This is a genomic window from Bradyrhizobium hereditatis, from assembly GCF_020329435.1.
Taxonomy (GTDB): Bacteria; Pseudomonadota; Alphaproteobacteria; order Rhizobiales; family Xanthobacteraceae; genus Bradyrhizobium; species Bradyrhizobium hereditatis.
The window spans coordinates 85,941-100,936 of record NZ_JAGKJK010000013.1; the positions used below are offsets into that span (position 1 = coordinate 85,941).

General features: G+C 62.5%; 20 protein-coding genes and 1 pseudogene. 12 read left to right on the forward strand and 9 right to left on the reverse strand.

Going from position 1 to position 14,996, the window contains the following annotated elements; translation table 11 throughout:
* The first annotated feature begins 171 nt into the window (after window positions 1-171).
* Window positions 172-1,515 carry a L,D-transpeptidase gene (locus J6524_RS27300; RefSeq protein ID WP_225676352.1) on the forward strand — a complete coding sequence of 448 codons (1,344 nt, stop codon included), beginning with the start codon at window positions 172-174 and terminating at the stop codon, window positions 1,513-1,515.
* 194 nt (window positions 1,516-1,709) lie between these two features.
* Window positions 1,710-2,675: an NAD-dependent epimerase/dehydratase family protein gene (locus J6524_RS27305; RefSeq protein WP_225676354.1), complete on the forward strand. Its 966-nt coding sequence runs from the start codon at window positions 1,710-1,712 to the stop codon at window positions 2,673-2,675.
* A gap of 259 nt (window positions 2,676-2,934) precedes the next feature.
* On the opposite strand, the pseudogene J6524_RS27310 reads toward J6524_RS27305, so the two are convergent.
* Window positions 2,935-3,893: pseudogene (locus J6524_RS27310) on the reverse strand (D-2-hydroxyacid dehydrogenase family protein).
* Between the two features lie 124 nt (window positions 3,894-4,017).
* The gene (locus J6524_RS27315) at window positions 4,018-4,212 is read right to left on the reverse strand and encodes a hypothetical protein (RefSeq protein WP_225676356.1); all 195 of its coding nucleotides are present in this window, start codon (window positions 4,210-4,212) and stop codon (window positions 4,018-4,020) included.
* Between the two features lie 255 nt (window positions 4,213-4,467).
* Between J6524_RS27315 and ettA the strand changes: the two genes are divergently transcribed.
* The 3 genes from ettA (at window position 4,468) to J6524_RS27330 (ending at window position 8,099) form a co-directional block, all read left to right on the forward strand.
* Window positions 4,468-6,117: an energy-dependent translational throttle protein EttA gene (gene ettA / locus J6524_RS27320; RefSeq protein WP_225676358.1), complete on the forward strand. Its 1,650-nt coding sequence runs from the start codon at window positions 4,468-4,470 to the stop codon at window positions 6,115-6,117.
* A gap of 127 nt (window positions 6,118-6,244) precedes the next feature.
* Window positions 6,245-6,835: a TIGR00645 family protein gene (locus tag J6524_RS27325; protein WP_225676360.1), complete on the forward strand. Its 591-nt coding sequence runs from the start codon at window positions 6,245-6,247 to the stop codon at window positions 6,833-6,835.
* A gap of 52 nt (window positions 6,836-6,887) precedes the next feature.
* Entirely contained in the window at window positions 6,888-8,099 is a 1,212-nt protein-coding gene (locus tag J6524_RS27330) for a lytic murein transglycosylase (RefSeq protein ID WP_225676623.1), read from the forward strand.
* Window positions 8,100-8,260: 161 nt separating this feature from the next.
* Here J6524_RS27330 and J6524_RS27335 read toward each other — a convergent pair whose 3' ends face one another.
* Window positions 8,261-8,533: a hypothetical protein gene (locus J6524_RS27335; RefSeq protein ID WP_171713089.1), complete on the reverse strand. Its 273-nt coding sequence runs from the start codon at window positions 8,531-8,533 to the stop codon at window positions 8,261-8,263.
* Between the two features lie 229 nt (window positions 8,534-8,762).
* Window positions 8,763-9,083 carry a hypothetical protein gene (locus J6524_RS27340; protein WP_225676362.1) on the reverse strand — a complete coding sequence of 107 codons (321 nt, stop codon included), beginning with the start codon at window positions 9,081-9,083 and terminating at the stop codon, window positions 8,763-8,765.
* Between the two features lie 181 nt (window positions 9,084-9,264).
* On the opposite strand from J6524_RS27340, the gene J6524_RS27345 reads away from it, so the two are divergent.
* Window positions 9,265-9,534, forward strand: coding sequence for a hypothetical protein (locus J6524_RS27345; RefSeq protein WP_225676364.1), 270 nt, complete (start codon window positions 9,265-9,267; stop codon window positions 9,532-9,534).
* 19 nt (window positions 9,535-9,553) lie between these two features.
* On the opposite strand, the gene J6524_RS27350 is transcribed toward J6524_RS27345, so the two are convergent.
* Window positions 9,554-9,715 carry a hypothetical protein gene (locus J6524_RS27350; RefSeq protein WP_225676366.1) on the reverse strand — a complete coding sequence of 54 codons (162 nt, stop codon included), beginning with the start codon at window positions 9,713-9,715 and terminating at the stop codon, window positions 9,554-9,556.
* Here J6524_RS27350 and J6524_RS27355 point away from each other — a divergent pair.
* Together J6524_RS27355 and bfr are read left to right on the forward strand one after the other, a co-directional pair.
* Complete coding sequence (locus J6524_RS27355) at window positions 9,714-9,992, forward strand: (2Fe-2S)-binding protein (protein ID WP_225676368.1); 279 nt, start codon at window positions 9,714-9,716, stop codon at window positions 9,990-9,992. The genes J6524_RS27350 and J6524_RS27355 overlap by 2 nt on opposite strands.
* A gap of 138 nt (window positions 9,993-10,130) precedes the next feature.
* Entirely contained in the window at window positions 10,131-10,616 is a 486-nt protein-coding gene (gene bfr, locus J6524_RS27360) for a bacterioferritin (RefSeq protein ID WP_225676370.1), read from the forward strand.
* Between the two features lie 196 nt (window positions 10,617-10,812).
* Here the strand turns inward: bfr and J6524_RS27365 are convergent, their stop codons facing one another.
* The 3 genes from J6524_RS27365 to J6524_RS27375 all read right to left on the reverse strand — a co-directional run bounded on the left by J6524_RS27365 (window position 10,813) and on the right by J6524_RS27375 (window position 12,990).
* The gene (locus tag J6524_RS27365; protein ID WP_225676373.1) at window positions 10,813-11,415 is read right to left on the reverse strand and encodes an MSMEG_1061 family FMN-dependent PPOX-type flavoprotein; all 603 of its coding nucleotides are present in this window, start codon (window positions 11,413-11,415) and stop codon (window positions 10,813-10,815) included.
* A 200-nt stretch (window positions 11,416-11,615) separates the two neighbouring features.
* Entirely contained in the window at window positions 11,616-12,677 is a 1,062-nt protein-coding gene (locus J6524_RS27370) for an alpha/beta fold hydrolase (protein WP_225676375.1), read from the reverse strand.
* A 73-nt stretch (window positions 12,678-12,750) separates the two neighbouring features.
* Window positions 12,751-12,990 (reverse strand): DUF2188 domain-containing protein, encoded by a 240-nt coding sequence (locus J6524_RS27375; protein WP_057839295.1) that lies wholly within the window; start codon window positions 12,988-12,990, stop codon window positions 12,751-12,753.
* Window positions 12,991-13,119: 129 nt separating this feature from the next.
* On the opposite strand from J6524_RS27375, the gene J6524_RS27380 reads away from it, so the two are divergent.
* Both J6524_RS27380 and J6524_RS27385 read left to right on the forward strand, forming a co-directional pair.
* Complete coding sequence (locus J6524_RS27380) at window positions 13,120-13,386, forward strand: DUF2277 domain-containing protein (RefSeq protein WP_225676377.1); 267 nt, start codon at window positions 13,120-13,122, stop codon at window positions 13,384-13,386.
* 155 nt (window positions 13,387-13,541) lie between these two features.
* Window positions 13,542-13,688 carry a hypothetical protein gene (locus J6524_RS27385; protein WP_225676379.1) on the forward strand — a complete coding sequence of 49 codons (147 nt, stop codon included), beginning with the start codon at window positions 13,542-13,544 and terminating at the stop codon, window positions 13,686-13,688.
* 69 nt (window positions 13,689-13,757) lie between these two features.
* Here J6524_RS27385 and J6524_RS27390 read toward each other — a convergent pair whose 3' ends face one another.
* The gene (locus J6524_RS27390) at window positions 13,758-14,129 is read right to left on the reverse strand and encodes a hypothetical protein (RefSeq protein ID WP_225676381.1); all 372 of its coding nucleotides are present in this window, start codon (window positions 14,127-14,129) and stop codon (window positions 13,758-13,760) included.
* A 152-nt stretch (window positions 14,130-14,281) separates the two neighbouring features.
* Between J6524_RS27390 and J6524_RS27395 the strand changes: the two genes are divergently transcribed.
* Together J6524_RS27395 and J6524_RS27400 are read left to right on the forward strand one after the other, a co-directional pair.
* A complete protein-coding gene (locus tag J6524_RS27395) occupies window positions 14,282-14,515 on the forward strand; it encodes a hypothetical protein (protein ID WP_225676383.1) in 234 nt (77 codons plus the stop codon).
* A gap of 123 nt (window positions 14,516-14,638) precedes the next feature.
* Window positions 14,639-14,815 (forward strand): DUF3606 domain-containing protein, encoded by a 177-nt coding sequence (locus J6524_RS27400; protein WP_225676625.1) that lies wholly within the window; start codon window positions 14,639-14,641, stop codon window positions 14,813-14,815.
* Window positions 14,816-14,996: the final 181 nt, after the last annotated feature.

The window sequence follows — 14,996 nt, forward strand, 5'->3', positions numbered from 1 at the left end:
ATCGCCCGCCAATCGCGTTTTTCGGCGCGCTGAGGCATCTTTGCCGCAGCTCGGCGGTGATCACAAATGGCTGGCGCAGGCCCAATTTCGCGGATTTGTCTTGAATGCGCCGCTATCTTCCGTCATCTGCCGTTAACCGTCCGGTGGGGCTTGGGGTCTATACAAAAGGCGATGATGAACAACCGCATTCTGACGATTTGTGCCGCTATTGCCGCTTGCATGGCGGGAACTTCGCTCGCCCATGCGCAACAGGGCTATTCTGGCCAAGTCTATTCGACGGCCCCCGGGCCGTATGTCCAGGGTGGCTATGCGGTTGACGATCGCCGCGGCCCCGGCGAGCCCGATTTCGATGCGTTGGAAGATGACGAGATGCCGAACGCGCCGAGCTCGGCTGCTTTGCCGCCGCCGGGACCTGTGCTGTCGCCCAGCGATCCCCGATACGGCCGTCCCGCCGCTGCACCAGTTTACTCCGACCGCGGCGCTCCGACGCCGACGGGCCCAATCCTGTCTCCTGACGATCCGCGCTATGGCCGCCCGGCCGCTGGTCCGGCCTATTCGGACCGTGGCGCCGCGACGCCCACCGGTCCGATTCTGTCGCCCGACGATCCGCGTTACGGTCGTCCGGCCGGTCCGCCCCCGGTGATCTATGCGGACCGTCCGCCCGCATCGCAGCCGCAGGTCTATTCGGATCGCGGCGATAGCCGCATTCCCGGCGCCGGCATCGTCTATCCGAACGATGACCGGGCCGGTCTCCGTCCGCCCGGGGCGATCGGCGCCGCGCCGGGCGCGACCGGCGCACTGCCGCAGCAACCCGCCGTCGGTGCCGACGGCAAGCCGGTGCAAGTCGCCGCGCTGCCGCTGGAGGAGCAGCCGGAAGTCGGCCCCGCGCAGCTTCCGCCCCATCTGCGCCGCCAGGAAGTGGCGTTCGCGACCAAGGAGCCGGCTGGCACCATCGTCGTCGATACCGCCAACACGCACCTCTATTACGTGCTCGGTGGCGGGCGTGCGATCCGCTACGGCGTCCGGGTCGGCCGTGACGGTTTTACCTGGAACGGCGTGCAGAAGATCACCCGCAAGGCCGAGTGGCCGGATTGGCATCCGCCGACCGAGATGATCGAGCGTCAGCCCTATCTGCCGCGCTTCATGGCCGGCGGGCCCGGCAATCCGCTCGGCGCTCGCGCGATGTATCTGGGTTCGACCATTTACCGCATTCACGGCACCAACCAGCCGTCGACGATCGGCAAGTTCGTCTCCTCGGGCTGCATCGGCATGCTGAACGAGGACGTCTCTGATCTGTTCGAGCGCGCCAAGGTCGGCACCCGTGTGGTGGTGCTGCCCGGCAGCCCGCCGCCGGCCAACACGGCAAACGCTGCGCCGGCTGCCCCGGCGCCAGCCGCTGGTCCGGCTCCCGCTACCGCAGCGGCTCCCGGCCCCGCACAGGCCCAGCTATCGCCGGCGTCCGGCGCGCAGCCGGCGGTCGTTCCGCCGCTGCCGGCGCCGGTCACGATTCGCTAGGCCAATTCTCAAAGCCAATTCTCAAATGAGTTTCGAAGGCGCGCCACACGGCGCGCCTTTTTGTTGGATCATGGGTCTCGCTGCCTGATCCAGGTTCCGCCTGATGGTTTTCCGCCATCGCCACATTCGCCGCTTGATTTCACATTCGCTCCGATTACCTGCCGCAGGTCGAAGGCGAATGAGAGGATCACGCCATGAGAATTCTTGTTGCGGGCGCAACCGGCGCCATCGGCCTCAATCTCGTTCCGCAATTGATTGCCGCCGGCCATTCCGTTGTCGGCACGACACGGACGGCGGCAAAGGCGGAGATCATCCGAAGGATGGGCGCGGAGCCTGCGATTGCCAATGGGCTCGACGCGCCGGCAATTCGCGCCGCAGTGCTTGCAGCGAAGCCGGATATCATCATCGATGAGATGACCGATCTCGGAGGGGTCACGGATCTCAGGCATTTCGATCGCGCGTTCGCCACCACCAATCGATTGCGCACGCAGGGCACCGATTTCCTGTTGGCGGCCGCACGCGAGGTCGGCGTCAAGCGCTTCATCGCCCAGAGCTTCTGCGGTTGGACCTACGGTCGCAGTGGCGAACCGGTCAAGACTGAAGCCGATGTGCTCGATGTCGATCCGCCGGAGGAACTGCGCCGCACGCTGGAAGCGATTCAGTATCTGGAGGACGCCGTCACCAGCCTGGCGGTCCCCGAAGGGGTCGTCTTGCGATATGGATCATTCTACGGCCCTGATACCGGCATGCTCTCCCGCGCCATGATCGATCAGGTGCGCCGCCGCCGCGTGCCGCTGATCGGCGGCGGTGGCGGCCAATGGTCGTTCATCCATGTCGAGGATGCGGCGTCCGCGACCGTCGCGGCCATCGAACGCGGCAAGCCCGGCGAGATCTACAACATTGTCGACGATGAACCCGCGCCGGTCAGCGAATGGCTGCCCGCGCTTGCCACGGTTGTTGGAGCGAGGCCGCCGATTCGCGTGCCAGCCTGGCTTGGCCGGTTGTTCGCCGGTGAGCACCTGGTTTCGATGATGACCGAGGTTCGGGCAGGCTCCAACGCCAAAGCCAGGCGGGAGCTGGGCTGGCAGCCGGCGCATCCCTCATGGCGTCAGGGATTTGCGGAGGTCGCCAGCGGCGCAGCCACGCAGCACGCGGCCTAGGCCTGGCTGTAGCGTTTTCGGCGAAGCACGTCAGGTGAGCACGCCGGTCAGGCTCCCTCCCCCCTTGCGGGGGAGGGCTGGGGAGAGGGGTAAGCCCCGGGCGAGATGAGTCGATGTGCGACTGCCTTCTCAATTCGATCTCGGTCGCCCGTTGTGACTCCTCCATCGAGAGAGCACGTCGTGCGGCACCCCTCTCCCTAGCCCTCCCCCGCAAGGGGGGAGGGAACCCTGCCGCTAGTGCGTCCCTCACGGCACCAAATTAAGCCAGCCGCTGCTTTGGCTCGCCTCTGAACCAGGCGTCGATGCCCTCGACCATCTGCTGATAGTGGTTCCGAAAACTGTCCTCAGTGACGTAGCCGAGATGCGGCGTCAGCACCATGTTGTCGAGCTTGCGGAAGGGATGGTCGACCGGCAGCGGCTCGACCGAGAACACGTCGACGCCGGCGCCGGCGATCTTCTTCTGCGTCAGCGCTTCCAATAGCGCGCCTTCGTCAACGATCGGCCCGCGCGCGGTGTTGACGAGGTATGCGGTCGGCTTCATCCGGGCGAGGTCGGCGGCGCCAACCAGCCCGCGCGTTCGCTGGCTCAGCACCACATGGATGGTGACGATGTCGGCGGTCGAGAACAGCTCTTCCTTGCTGACATAGATGACGCCGACTTCCTTGCACTTCTCAGCCGTCAGGTTCTGGCTCCAGGCGATCACGTTCATGCCGAAGGCCTGCGCCAGCTTCGACACCTTGGTGCCGAGCTTGCCGAGGCCGATGACGCCGAGCGTGCGGCCCTCGATCTCCACGCCGACATGGGCCTGCAACGGTTCGCCGGCATGCATGCGGGCATTCTCACGGCCGATATTGCGCGTCAGTTCCAGGATCAGGCCCATGGTCAGCGGCGCGGTCGGGTCGCGGCCCCATTGCGTGCCGCACAGCACAACCTGGTGGTCCTTGGCGGCTTCCATGTCGATCGCGGCATTGCGCAGGCCCGAGGTGATCAGGAGCTTCAGGTTAGGCAGCGCTGCAAACATGGTCCGCGGGAGGGCGTGCGTTCACGCATCGCGCAGATGATCTCGAAATCCTTCAGCGCACTGGCAGCGGATTCTGCGGTCGCAAACGGCTGGTTGAACACCGTGATGTCGACACGGTCTGTGACTTTGGACCAGTCGGCGACCTTAAGCGCCACGTTGAGATAGTCGTCGAGGATTGCACAGCGCAGCCGCGTCATGGTGAGGTCCGTTAGTGGCGAGGATGACGGTAGAGTGCCGTCGGAGAAGGTCGCCATGGTTGCGCGCAATCGGGAGGCGCGCAAGCGGACTAAACGCAGGTCAGGCTCAAATAACCGGAAAAGCTCAGTTCTTTTGGCCGAGATGCTTGGCGCGCCAAGCCGGTCCCGGGCCGCGCATGTAGTGCAGTTCCGGGCGGTACGGGTTGAACGCCATGGCGATAAACTTCCGCCAGAAGGCGAGGAGTTCTGCCAGCGGTTTTGCCAGTCCGGCGTGCGCGTGAGCCGGGGCGGAAAGGGATGCCGAACCGATCGTAGCCATGACGCGGGCCCATTGTTTTCAGCCGCGGCTTTGAGACCGCGTGAATCGCCTTTTTCGGCGCTGAAAACGATTTTTCGCCCGATTTATTAAAAGATAGTTTCAATTGTCGGGATCTCGCCCGAGAAGGTGACCAACCCGTTATCATCCGTGGTGAACGGATGGAAAACACCCGTCCCGCGGTTGCCCTTTGGGAGCCACGCCGCTACATGAGCGGCAGCAAAATTTCCATAAATCCGCAGGTTTCAAGGAAGCGCGATGGCTCGCCAGTTCGTCTATTTCATGCAGGGTCTGTCCAAGAGCTACCCGACCCGAAAGGTGCTCGACAACATCCACCTGAGCTTCTATCCGGACGCCAAGATCGGCGTGCTTGGCGTCAACGGCTCGGGCAAGTCGACCCTGCTCAGGATCATGGCCGGCCTCGACAAGGAATATACCGGCGAGGCCTGGGTCGCCGAGGGCGCCCGCGTCGGCTATCTCGAGCAGGAGCCGCAGCTCGATCCCAAGCTGACCGTCCGCGAAAATGTCATGCAGGGCGTCGCCAAGCAGAAGGCGATCCTCGATCGCTACAACGAGTTGGCGATGAACTATTCGGACGAGACCGCCGAGGAGATGACCAAGCTGCAGGACGAGATCGAGGCCCAGAGCCTCTGGGATCTCGACAGCAAGGTCGACCAGGCGATGGACGCGCTGCGCTGCCCGCCGGACGATGCCGATGTGACAAAGCTTTCAGGCGGCGAGCGCCGCCGCGTCGCGCTGTGCCGCCTCTTGCTGGACCAGCCGGACCTCCTGCTGCTGGACGAACCAACCAACCATCTCGACGCCGAGTCGGTGTCATGGCTGGAAGGCCATCTGCGGCAATATCCGGGCGCGATCCTGATCGTGACCCACGACCGCTACTTCCTCGATAATGTCACGGGCTGGATCCTCGAGCTCGACCGCGGCCGCGGCATTCCCTATGAGGGCAACTACTCGTCCTGGTTGGTGCAGAAGCAGAAGCGTCTCGAGCAGGAGGGCCGCGAGGAGGCCGCGCACCAGAAGACGCTGGCCCGCGAGCAGGAATGGGTCGCGTCCTCGCCGAAGGCACGTCAGGCCAAATCGAAAGCGCGCTATCAGCGCTATGAGGAGCTGCTCAAGAAGGCGAGCGAGAAGCAGACCCAGAGCGCACAGATCATCATTCCCGTTGCCGAGCGGCTCGGCGCCAATGTGGTCGACTTCGAAGGCCTCAGCAAAGGCTATGGCGACCGTCTCTTGATCGACGATCTCACCTTCAAGCTGCCGCCCGGCGGCATCGTCGGCGTGATCGGTGCCAACGGCGCCGGCAAGACCACGCTGTTCAGGATGATCACCGGGCAGGAGAAGGCCGACAAGGGCACTATCACCATCGGCGAAACCGTGCATCTCGGCTATGTCGACCAGTCGCGCGACGCGCTCGACGGCAGCAAGACCGTTTGGGAGGAAATCTCCGGCGGCAACGAATTGATCCTGCTCGGCAAGAAGGAAGTGAACTCGCGCGGCTATTGCTCGGCCTTCAACTTCAAGGGCGCCGACCAGCAGAAGAAGGTTGGGGCGCTGTCAGGCGGTGAGCGCAACCGCGTGCATCTCGCCAAGATGCTCAAATCCGGCGCCAACGTGCTGCTGCTCGACGAACCGACCAACGATCTCGACGTCGACACGCTGCGTGCGCTGGAAGAAGCACTTGAGGATTTCGCCGGCTGCGCCGTCATCATCAGCCACGATCGCTGGTTCCTCGACCGCATCGCCACGCACATCCTCGCCTTCGAAGGCGACAGCCATGTCGAATGGTTCGAAGGCAACTTCCAGGATTACGAAAAGGACAAGATGCGCCGGCTCGGCCAGGACAGCATCATTCCGCACCGCGTGAAGTACAAGAAGCTGACGCGGTGAGACAATCGGGCATTTGCGTGGTGGCCGCAGCGCGCGCGCTGCGGCCAGTTGTCGCTTCACACCGCAGTGACATTGCGTAGATATAGGCCTCCTTCCGCAATTCGAATCCTGCAGCGAGCCATCCAAGATGTCCCTTACGCCCGAAACACCGTTGCCGCCTAAAGGAAAGGGGAAGGCATTGCGCCCGGTTCCGATGCTGATCTTCGGCTCGCGCTGGCTGCAATTGCCGCTTTACGTCGGTCTGATCGTTGCGCAAGGCGTATACGTCGTGCTGTTTCTGAAGGAGCTGTGGCATCTGTTCGCCCATGCCTTCGATTTCAGCGAGCAGCAGATCATGCTGGCGGTGCTGGGCCTGATCGACGTCGTCATGATCTCGAACCTTCTCGTGATGGTGATCGTCGGCGGGTACGAGACGTTCGTCTCGCGCCTCAATCTGCAAGGCCATCCCGACGAGCCGGAGTGGCTCAGCCACGTCAACGCCAGCGTGCTCAAGATCAAGCTGGCGATGGCCATCATCGGCATCTCCTCGATCCATCTCTTGCGCACGTTCATCGAGGCCGGCTCGCTGGCATCGGGAAAGACCGTCTATACCGAAACCGGCGTCATGTGGCAGACCATCATTCATACGGTCTTCATTCTGTCGGCCATCGGCATCGCCTATGTCGACCGTGTCTCGAACATGGCGATCGATGAAGCAAAGCGCGCCGTTTCGCATTGACGGCTTGTCGATCACAGGAGTTTAGGCTTTGCGAAAGAGGACGGTCGCCGCAATTCTGGTGGGGATTGCGGTGACGCTCGGCTCGGTCCATCCGGCGTTCGCCGCCGACGCAGCCTTCACGCAATTCATCGCCTCGCTGTGGCCGGAGGCGCAGGCAGCCGGCGTATCGCGCGCGACGTTCGATCGTGAGACGCAAGGACTGGAGCCTGACTACAAACTGCCCGATCTCTTGCTGCCGGGACGGCCGCCCACCGGTGCGCCGGCGCAGGCCGAGTTCGTGCAGGTGCCGGCTGACTACTTAAAGGAATCCTCGATCGCGCGGCTCGCGGCCGAAGGCCAGAGGCTGATGCAGAAGCATCGCGCGGCGCTCAGCGAAATCGAGAACCGCTTTGGCGTTCCCGGCACCATCGTGCTCGCGATCTGGGGCCGCGAGACCGATTTCGGCCGTCACCGCTTGCCTTACGATACACTCCGCGTGGTTGCGACGCAGGCCTATGTCGGCCGGCGCAAGGAGCAGTATCGCGCCGAGTTCATTCAGGCGCTCAAACTTCTCGGCGAGGGCGTCGTGGCGCGCAAGGAATTTCGCTCGTCCTGGGCCGGCGCCACCGGCCTAACCCAGTTCCTGCCGTCCGAATACTACAAACACGGCATCGATCTCGACGGCGACGGCCGCGTCGACCTCTGGCATTCCGTGCCGGACGCGCTGGCCTCCGCCGCGCAGCAGCTCGTCAACAAGGGCTGGCAGCGCGGCGTGCGCTGGGCCTATGAGGTGAAAGCGCCCGCCAATGTCGATTGCACCATCGGCGTCCCCGAGGTCACGAAGCCGATTGCCGAGTGGCTGCGCGCCGGATTCGTGCCGGTGCGGGGGCAGAAACTGAGCGCGGCCGAGCAGGCGCAGCCGGCCTCGCTGTTGCAGGTGGAAGGTATTTACGGTCCCGCGTTTCTTACGACGAAGAACTACTTCGTCATCAAGGAATACAATTTCTCCGATCTCTACGTGCTGTTCGTCGGCCATCTTGCCGACCGCATGACAAGCCCGCAGCCGTTCGCGACCCCTTGGTCGGCGTCGACGCAGTTGCGCTCCGCGGATGTTGAAGCGATGCAGCGTCATTTGACGCGCATTGGTCTCTACAAGGATAAGCTCGACGGCAAGGCCGGTATGCAGACCCGTGCGGCGCTTGGTGCGTATCAGAAGTCCGCGGGGCTGAAGGTCGATTGCTGGCCAAGCGAAGCGGTGCTGCGCGCGATGAGCGAGGGGCGCTGACTACTTCGTGGATATGGTAGTCGCGCCGGATCGGGTTAAGCCGGATCTCGAGTAGGTCGGATCACCCTCCCCCTCCAGGGGAGGGTAAGAAGAAAAAGCCCGGCCGAGACTTCGGCCGGGCTCTCAATCAACACGCGCGGATCGCGCCGATGTTGGTCAGATCAGTTGCAGACCTCGACGCGGCGATAGCGCCACTCCCAGCCGTCCCAGAAGCGCTCGCGAACCATGCGGCATGCCGGGTAGGGCGCTTCTTCCACATACACCGGACCACCGTAGGCCGGGCGGCTGGAGGCGATCGCACCACCGATGATCGCGCCGCCGAGCAGGCCGGCCGCCACGCCAGCGGCAACGCCACGCTGTGCGCTCGCGGGCGTCGAGGCAAGCGAACCAGCAATCGTTGCGACCGCGACGAAGGCAGCAAATGTCTTCTTCATGTCCTGGACTCTCCTGGAGTGGCGCCTTGGAGCGCCGGGTTTAGGGGTGACTCACACGCTGTTTCGAACTGCCGTTTCGCTAAAAAAGCGTACATGGGTCAATCGAAAGTAAACGTCCTAAAAACGTGATCGAAGAAAACGGTTTTTTCGGGCCAAAAACGGCGTTCATCCCGGAAAAGCAGCGCCTTTCCGGGATGTTGGGCCGTAATTTAATGAAGATGAATAGGGACTAGTCGCAAACCCTGACGTTTCGAACGCGCCAGCCATAGCCGTCCCAGAAGCGCTGCCGTTGCCAGATGCAGGATTCGCCGTAGCCGGGATCGACCACATAGGCCGGGCCGCCATAGTAACCGGGCGCGGGCGCGTAATAGCCCGGGCCGTAATAATAGCCGTTCTGCGACGCAATCGCGCCGCCGACGATAGCGCCACCGATCAATCCGGCTGCAACGCCTGCGGCGACGCCGCGCTGCGCGTGGGCGGGAGCGGGAACAGCCACGGCCGAAATGGTCAGGGCAGCGGCAGCACCAAGCGCCATCAATGTCTTCTTCATGGCCTTACCTTTCTTAAGGGGGCAAAGGACGTCAGGTCGTATCCGGCAAAGTTCCATATTTCGCTTAAATGATCAATGAACGCCGAGGCCGGCGGCGATGACGAAAACGGGAAAGTGAGGCAGGTCACGGTGCGACGATACCGAAAAGGCTCTTCTCGACCCCAAACTCAGGACAAGGATGATGAGCGGAATGGCGACATTTATGGTGGCGGTCGGCGGTACATCGCTGATCTGCTATCTGCTGATGAACCGGGTGCAAAACCGCAAGACCCGGCGCGAGGGCGGCAGCGATAGCGCTTATGCCGGCATCGGCGCAGGAGACAGTTCCAGCGCGGATAGCTGGAGCCTGTTCTCTCCGAACAACAGCGACAGCTCTTCGTCGCATGATTCCGCTTCGTCCAGCGACAGCGGAGGAGGCAGTGATGGCGGCGGCGGTGGCGGCGGCGATTGATGCCGAAAATGCCGGTGAATCAGCGCGGGTTTGATTTACCGCAGCAGCGCTTTTTAGATTCATTCCAGTGTTTCGCCGGCATCAGTTTGGAATTGCTTGAAAATGCAGCTTTTCCTTTTGCATCTCTCAGCGCTCTTCCATATCGATGAGCAGGCATCACCGAGGGGTCTTTTCGTTTCATGATCGTCTGTTCCTGCAACGTCCTCAGCGACCACGATGTCCGCAATGCCGTAACTGCAGCCTCGGACCTGGTGCGAAATCCCAAGCAGATTTACGGGTGTCTCGGCTGCAGCGCCGAATGCGGCCGCTGCGCGCGCACGATCAAGACCATCATCGACGAAGCGCTCGGCGCTTGCGCCAAGGAATGCTGCGCCGGTTGCCCGCATACCCGCGCGGCCAATGACGAGCCGGCTCAGGAAGCTGCCTCTGCTCCGGCTTTTGCACTCGCTGCCTGCTAGAATCCCCTCTGATCCACCGATTTTCGGCCCATTTCCACGGCTTTTTTCGTGGACCGGTTGCCCTTGGCACCAAACTGATTTAGAAGCGTTCTAAATGCAGGTGCGGGCCGTCTTGGCCTGGGAAAATCGGAGTGGACCATGCAGGGCGACCCCAAAGTCATCGACTATCTCAACAAGGGCCTGCGTCACGAGCTTACCGCCATCAACCAGTATTGGCTGCACTACCGGCTCCTGAGCAATTGGGGCCTGCTCGACATGGCCAAGGTCTGGCGCAAGGAATCCATCGAGGAGATGGAGCACGCCGACAAGTTCACCGACCGGATCCTGTTCCTCGACGGCTTCCCGAACATGCAGGTGCTCGATCCGCTCCGCATCGGCCAGAACGTCAAGGAAATCATCGAATGCGATCTCGCCGCCGAGATGAGCGCGCGTGCGCTCTATCAGGAGGCGGCAACCTTCTGCCACGGCGTCAAGGACTACGTCTCACGCGACCTGTTCGAGAGTCTGATGAAGGACGAGGAACACCACATCGATTTCCTCGAAACCCAGCTCGACCTGATCCAGCGCCTCGGGCTTGAGCTCTACACCCAGAAGCATGTGGGTGGCCTGGAGAACGGGGACTGACCTTTCTTACACTCCCCTGGAGGGTCCCTGGAGGGGGAGGGTCGACGCGCATGTAACGTGGGGTGACGGTCTCTCCACGCCCAACAGTGTTCGAGTGGAGAGACCGTCACCCCACCCCGTCTCACATTCCGCTGCGCTCCATGTGAGCCGACCCTCCCCTCCAGGGGAGGGTGAGACGCTGCCGAAGCTATCTTCCCTACAACTGCGTCTTATACCGCTCGTAAATAACCTCCTGGCTCTCGCGCTCGCCGAGGCCGGTCTGGTCGTGGATCACTTCGCCGATGCTCGGCATCACCGAGCGCTCGACCCGTTCCGTCGTCCACAGTTTCGATCGCATCAGCGCCTTGCCGCAGTGGAAGTAGGCTTCGCGCACGTCGATGCGCAGCACCGCGCGCGGCGGCTTGCCGAACTCGACCATCGAGGCCATCAACTCCGGGTCTACCGTGAGGGCGCCCTTGCCGCCGACGCGAAGCGTCTCGTCGATCCCGGGCACGAAGAAGATAAGCTGCACAAAGCCTGAGCCCTCGACGATGTTGCGAAAGCTGTCGATGCGGTTGTTGCCGGAACGGTCAGGCATCAAGAGCAGGTTCGGTCCGCCGACATGGACGAAGCCGGGATTGCCGCCGCGCGGCGACGCATCGACGCTGCCGTCCGAGCCCGAGGTGGCCAGCACGCAGAACGGCGACATGCCGATGAATTTCTTCGCATGTGCGTCGATCTCCGGCCGCGCCTTGGCGATCACGCGGGGCGTCGGAGCGGGGTAGATCGTGGCGAGGTCGCTCGGTGCAAGGTCGGACAAGGGCATCCTCCAGTAGAGTTTCGGGCAGGCTAACATCCCAGCATTTTCACGTCATCCCCACGTTGGAATGTTTCCAGCTCCGCCATTGCGAGCCATCGGGTCGCGCGAATGCGCGCCCGATGACAGGCTCCGCGAAGCAATCCACCTCTCCGCGCGGGGATGCTTCGTCGCTTCGCTCCAAGCAATGACTCGCTTAGGGCCTACATCGCTCGCTGCGGTGCGCTCTGCAGAAGCTCTTCCAGCTGCTTCTTGTAGAACTTCGCATTGCCCGTGGTGAGATGGCCGCGCGTCTCGGTCGAGGCCGGGATCAGGAACAGGCGGCCGTTCTTGACGCGCTTCATCGCCGCTTCGGTGACGCCCGTCTCCGGCGGATTGCGCTCGTCGTCGGCGGCGTTGATCAGGAGCAGCGTCGCCTCGATCTTCTCCAGCGACGGCGCCGGATTGTAATCGTGCGAAGCTTCCCATTGATAGATGAAGTCGTTGGCGTCGGCGGTAACAGCGGTTGCGAGCCGGTCATCGACCATCTTGTCAGCCTTCGCCGCCGTCGGCGCCAGCGACTGATAGGCGAGGGTCCCGCCGGCAGTCGCAATGCCATAGGCATTGATAGCGTATTTCATCATGCGCGGCTGGGTGATGTAATTGCCGCGGTTGTAGTCGGGATCGTTCTTGATGGTCTCCAGCATCATCCGCCGCAGCATCCAGTTGCGCGCCGCCATCTCGGTTGGCTGCGAGGCCATTGGCACCAGCACGTCCATCAGTTGCGGATATTTGCCGCCCCAGATCCAGGTGTGCATGCCGCCCATCGAATTGCCGATCACGAGCCGCAGATGCTTGACGCCGAGCCCTTCGGTGACGAGGCGATACTGCGCATCGACCATGTCCTCGTAATTGTATTTCGGAAACGCGGTCTTCATGCCGTCTGAGGGTTTTGACGATTTGCCGTGGCCGATGCTGTCGGGAATGATGATGTAGTATTTCGTCGCATCGAGCGGCTGGCCGGGGCCGAACAATTCGCCGCCGAAGTTTGCCGTCAGCATGCTGGCTGCGGAGCCGCCCGAGCCGTGCAGCACCAGCACCGGCTGTCCGCTCGGCTCGCCGACCGTGGTGTAGTGCAGCCGCAGTTCAGCCATCGTCTCGCCGGTATGGAATTTGAAATTCTTGGCGATCCACTCGCCCTGTTTCGGCGCGGGATAGTCGGCTGCAAGAGCGGTGATGGATGTCAGGGCGAAGGCCGCCGACAAGATGGCGCGCGACAGGTTCATGATGATCTCCCCAAGCGTTGCGGCCGTCTTGGGCGCCGCTTGCGGGGAACCTTATCACAGCGATGCGTGTCGCCTATCCCTCCACCTCGGTTTCCGGCCGGTCGTTGCCGGCCGCCGTCTCCGAGAGCCATCGGCCGTCGGCGGTTTCATATTCGATCACCTCGGTGCGGCCCGGCACCCGCTGCTCGGCTGCCGCGCGCCGGGCCGCCGCCAGCGCGGTGGCGCGATTCGGAAACGGCTCGGAGAACACGCCGTTGACGGTGTAGGCCCAGCCGCCGTCATGCTCGACGATTTTGTAGGTCACATGGGTCATCGGGAACTCGCTGTTTGCAGGTGCCGCCCGGGTGAATGCGCCGCATGATCCGTGGCAGAATAGGCCACGCCGTCGGATTTTGCACCGGCCGTTCGTCCTTGATCGATGGCCGGTGCCAAGGAGTGAACCATGTGCCGCAATATCAAGACTCTGTTCAATTTCGATCCCCCGGCGACGCATGCCGAGATCCATGCGTCCGCGCTGCAATTCGTACGAAAGCTCTCCGGCTTCAATTCGCCGTCGCAGGCCAATGCCGAGGCGTTCAACCGAGCGGTTTCTGAAGTCTCCGACAGCGCGCGGCGCCTCCTGGCGTCGCTGCAGACCAATGCCGCGCCGCGCGACCGCGAGGTCGAGGCCGAAAAGGCGAGGGAGCGCTCGCGCCGAAGGTTCGGCTAGCCTCATGGTCTGGCGCAGCGTGAGGCAGCTCACGGTGCGGCGAGCCCATGGCCATCATGGTGGCTCGGATGTTAGCCATCGGAGGGATGTCATGGATCAGGCCAAGCGGTTGAAGCTCGCCGCTATGTTCTTCGCCTTTTTTCTGGATTGGTGGCATGCTGTGGTGGAGCGGCGAGTATCATCCCGCCTACGTCATCCTTCTTGCCGTTTGCGGCAGCATTGGTGGCTACCTTTGGTACCTCGCCATGCGCTGGGTGTTTCAGCACATGCATCTGCTTCGGCCGAACGACGATCACGCATGATGATCGGCCGGTTCGGTGACAGGGAATGTCCTCGCGGTAAAAGCTTCGAGTTGGCGGTAGCGGCTCTTCTCAAGGGCGCCTGGATGCCGATGGTGCGGGCGTCGAAGTGTCAACTGGCGTGCCGGGATGGGTGTGGCTTTGCACGAAATCGGTCAGATGCTCCGGCACCGGCACGCTGTCCATATCGCAGCGCGTCTGGATCTCGGCGGCAATGTCTGACGAAACGTCTTTGGACCAGTGTTCGAGCGTGTTGAACGCCACGATGCGGACCGGGTTGTTGTACTGGCCCGAAAGCAGATCGCCGACGATGGTTTCAAGATCGGCTTTCTCGATCTCCGTTTCCCGGTAAACCGTCCCGCTCGTGAAGCTGTCTACGACAAGGTAGACCGTTTCGTCCGCTCCGTACGGTACGGTACCTAGTGACCAGCCGGTGCTTGGCATGGTGTATATCCGGCAGCTTACCCGGTTTAAGCACCTTCGAGCCGGGCGGTTCCAGTTCTTGCTTCCACCTTTTCCCTGATTTGCTATGATGAGGCCATCCTATCGCTCGCAAAGGGTGTTGTTCTAGCGCAGGCTCTCGGAGAGGTAGCGCCATGACCAGATTGGATGATCGGACCATTGCGAACCTGGACATCGTTCTGGAAGAGACTTGCAGCATCTTCCCTCACGGCGGTGACCATGAACGGCGTCGCTATATCGCCCAGAAGCTGAAGCTCAGCGCAAAGAAGGGAAACACCACCCTCGGCGGCTTGCGCGCTGTCGCACACACCGCGCTCAAAGAGATCACGAGCGACGGCCGGCCGCCGAACTCGCTGCTTAGGAACTAGCCGGACAATTCAAGCGTTCTCGATCCGCCCCGCTGACGCCGCGGGATTTCCGAAGCCTTGTTGATAGGCCGCGTGTTGGCGCGCGTCGTTCCGATCGACGAGGACATTGAGGGGCTGGTCGCGATGGATGGCCTGACCAGGAGGGATACACCCGACCGCAGCAAGATCAACATGCACGAGCGCTGGGAAGTGAAATACTGGATCAGAGAGCTTGGCGTATCGCAGGCGGAGTTGCAGAAGGCCGTCGACAAGGTCGGCAACTCGGCTGCAGCGGTTCGTAAGGAACTAGCCCATCGTTGAACTGGCGGCGTGAGCAGGAGCGCGTGTGTCGGCTCGGATTGATATTTTTAACCAACGTGTGAGCCTTGTTTCCGTCAGATGAGTTGACAGTATTTGTCCGGATAGCCAGTTGCGAAACGTCGCTCCAAAATAGCGCTTTCTCTCAAGATCCTATATTTGCGTTCGCCCGGCCTCTGCGCCG

What these genes read in the sequence shown, in the direction of transcription:
- bfr (WP_225676370.1), top strand. Translation starts at nt 10,131, where the DNA reads ATGCAGGGCGACCCCAAAGTCATCGACTATCTCAACAAGGGCCTGCGT.
- J6524_RS27350 (WP_225676366.1), bottom strand. Translation starts at nt 9,715, where the DNA reads ATGAAACGAAAAGACCCCTCGGTGATGCCTGCTCATCGATATGGAAGA.
- J6524_RS27380 (WP_225676377.1), top strand. Translation starts at nt 13,120, where the DNA reads ATGTGCCGCAATATCAAGACTCTGTTCAATTTCGATCCCCCGGCGACG.
- J6524_RS27400 (WP_225676625.1), top strand. Translation starts at nt 14,639, where the DNA reads ATGGATGGCCTGACCAGGAGGGATACACCCGACCGCAGCAAGATCAAC.
- J6524_RS27315 (WP_225676356.1), bottom strand. Translation starts at nt 4,212, where the DNA reads ATGGCTACGATCGGTTCGGCATCCCTTTCCGCCCCGGCTCACGCGCAC.
- J6524_RS27340 (WP_225676362.1), bottom strand. Translation starts at nt 9,083, where the DNA reads ATGAAGAAGACATTGATGGCGCTTGGTGCTGCCGCTGCCCTGACCATT.
- J6524_RS27390 (WP_225676381.1), bottom strand. Translation starts at nt 14,129, where the DNA reads ATGCCAAGCACCGGCTGGTCACTAGGTACCGTACCGTACGGAGCGGAC.
- J6524_RS27335 (WP_171713089.1), bottom strand. Translation starts at nt 8,533, where the DNA reads ATGAAGAAGACATTTGCTGCCTTCGTCGCGGTCGCAACGATTGCTGGT.
- J6524_RS27375 (WP_057839295.1), bottom strand. Translation starts at nt 12,990, where the DNA reads ATGACCCATGTGACCTACAAAATCGTCGAGCATGACGGCGGCTGGGCC.
- ettA (WP_225676358.1), top strand. Translation starts at nt 4,468, where the DNA reads ATGGCTCGCCAGTTCGTCTATTTCATGCAGGGTCTGTCCAAGAGCTAC.
- J6524_RS27385 (WP_225676379.1), top strand. Translation starts at nt 13,542, where the DNA reads ATGCTGTGGTGGAGCGGCGAGTATCATCCCGCCTACGTCATCCTTCTT.
- J6524_RS27395 (WP_225676383.1), top strand. Translation starts at nt 14,282, where the DNA reads ATGACCAGATTGGATGATCGGACCATTGCGAACCTGGACATCGTTCTG.
- J6524_RS27325 (WP_225676360.1), top strand. Translation starts at nt 6,245, where the DNA reads ATGTCCCTTACGCCCGAAACACCGTTGCCGCCTAAAGGAAAGGGGAAG.
- J6524_RS27300 (WP_225676352.1), top strand. Translation starts at nt 172, where the DNA reads ATGATGAACAACCGCATTCTGACGATTTGTGCCGCTATTGCCGCTTGC.
- J6524_RS27305 (WP_225676354.1), top strand. Translation starts at nt 1,710, where the DNA reads ATGAGAATTCTTGTTGCGGGCGCAACCGGCGCCATCGGCCTCAATCTC.
- J6524_RS27355 (WP_225676368.1), top strand. Translation starts at nt 9,714, where the DNA reads ATGATCGTCTGTTCCTGCAACGTCCTCAGCGACCACGATGTCCGCAAT.
- J6524_RS27345 (WP_225676364.1), top strand. Translation starts at nt 9,265, where the DNA reads ATGAGCGGAATGGCGACATTTATGGTGGCGGTCGGCGGTACATCGCTG.
- J6524_RS27370 (WP_225676375.1), bottom strand. Translation starts at nt 12,677, where the DNA reads ATGAACCTGTCGCGCGCCATCTTGTCGGCGGCCTTCGCCCTGACATCC.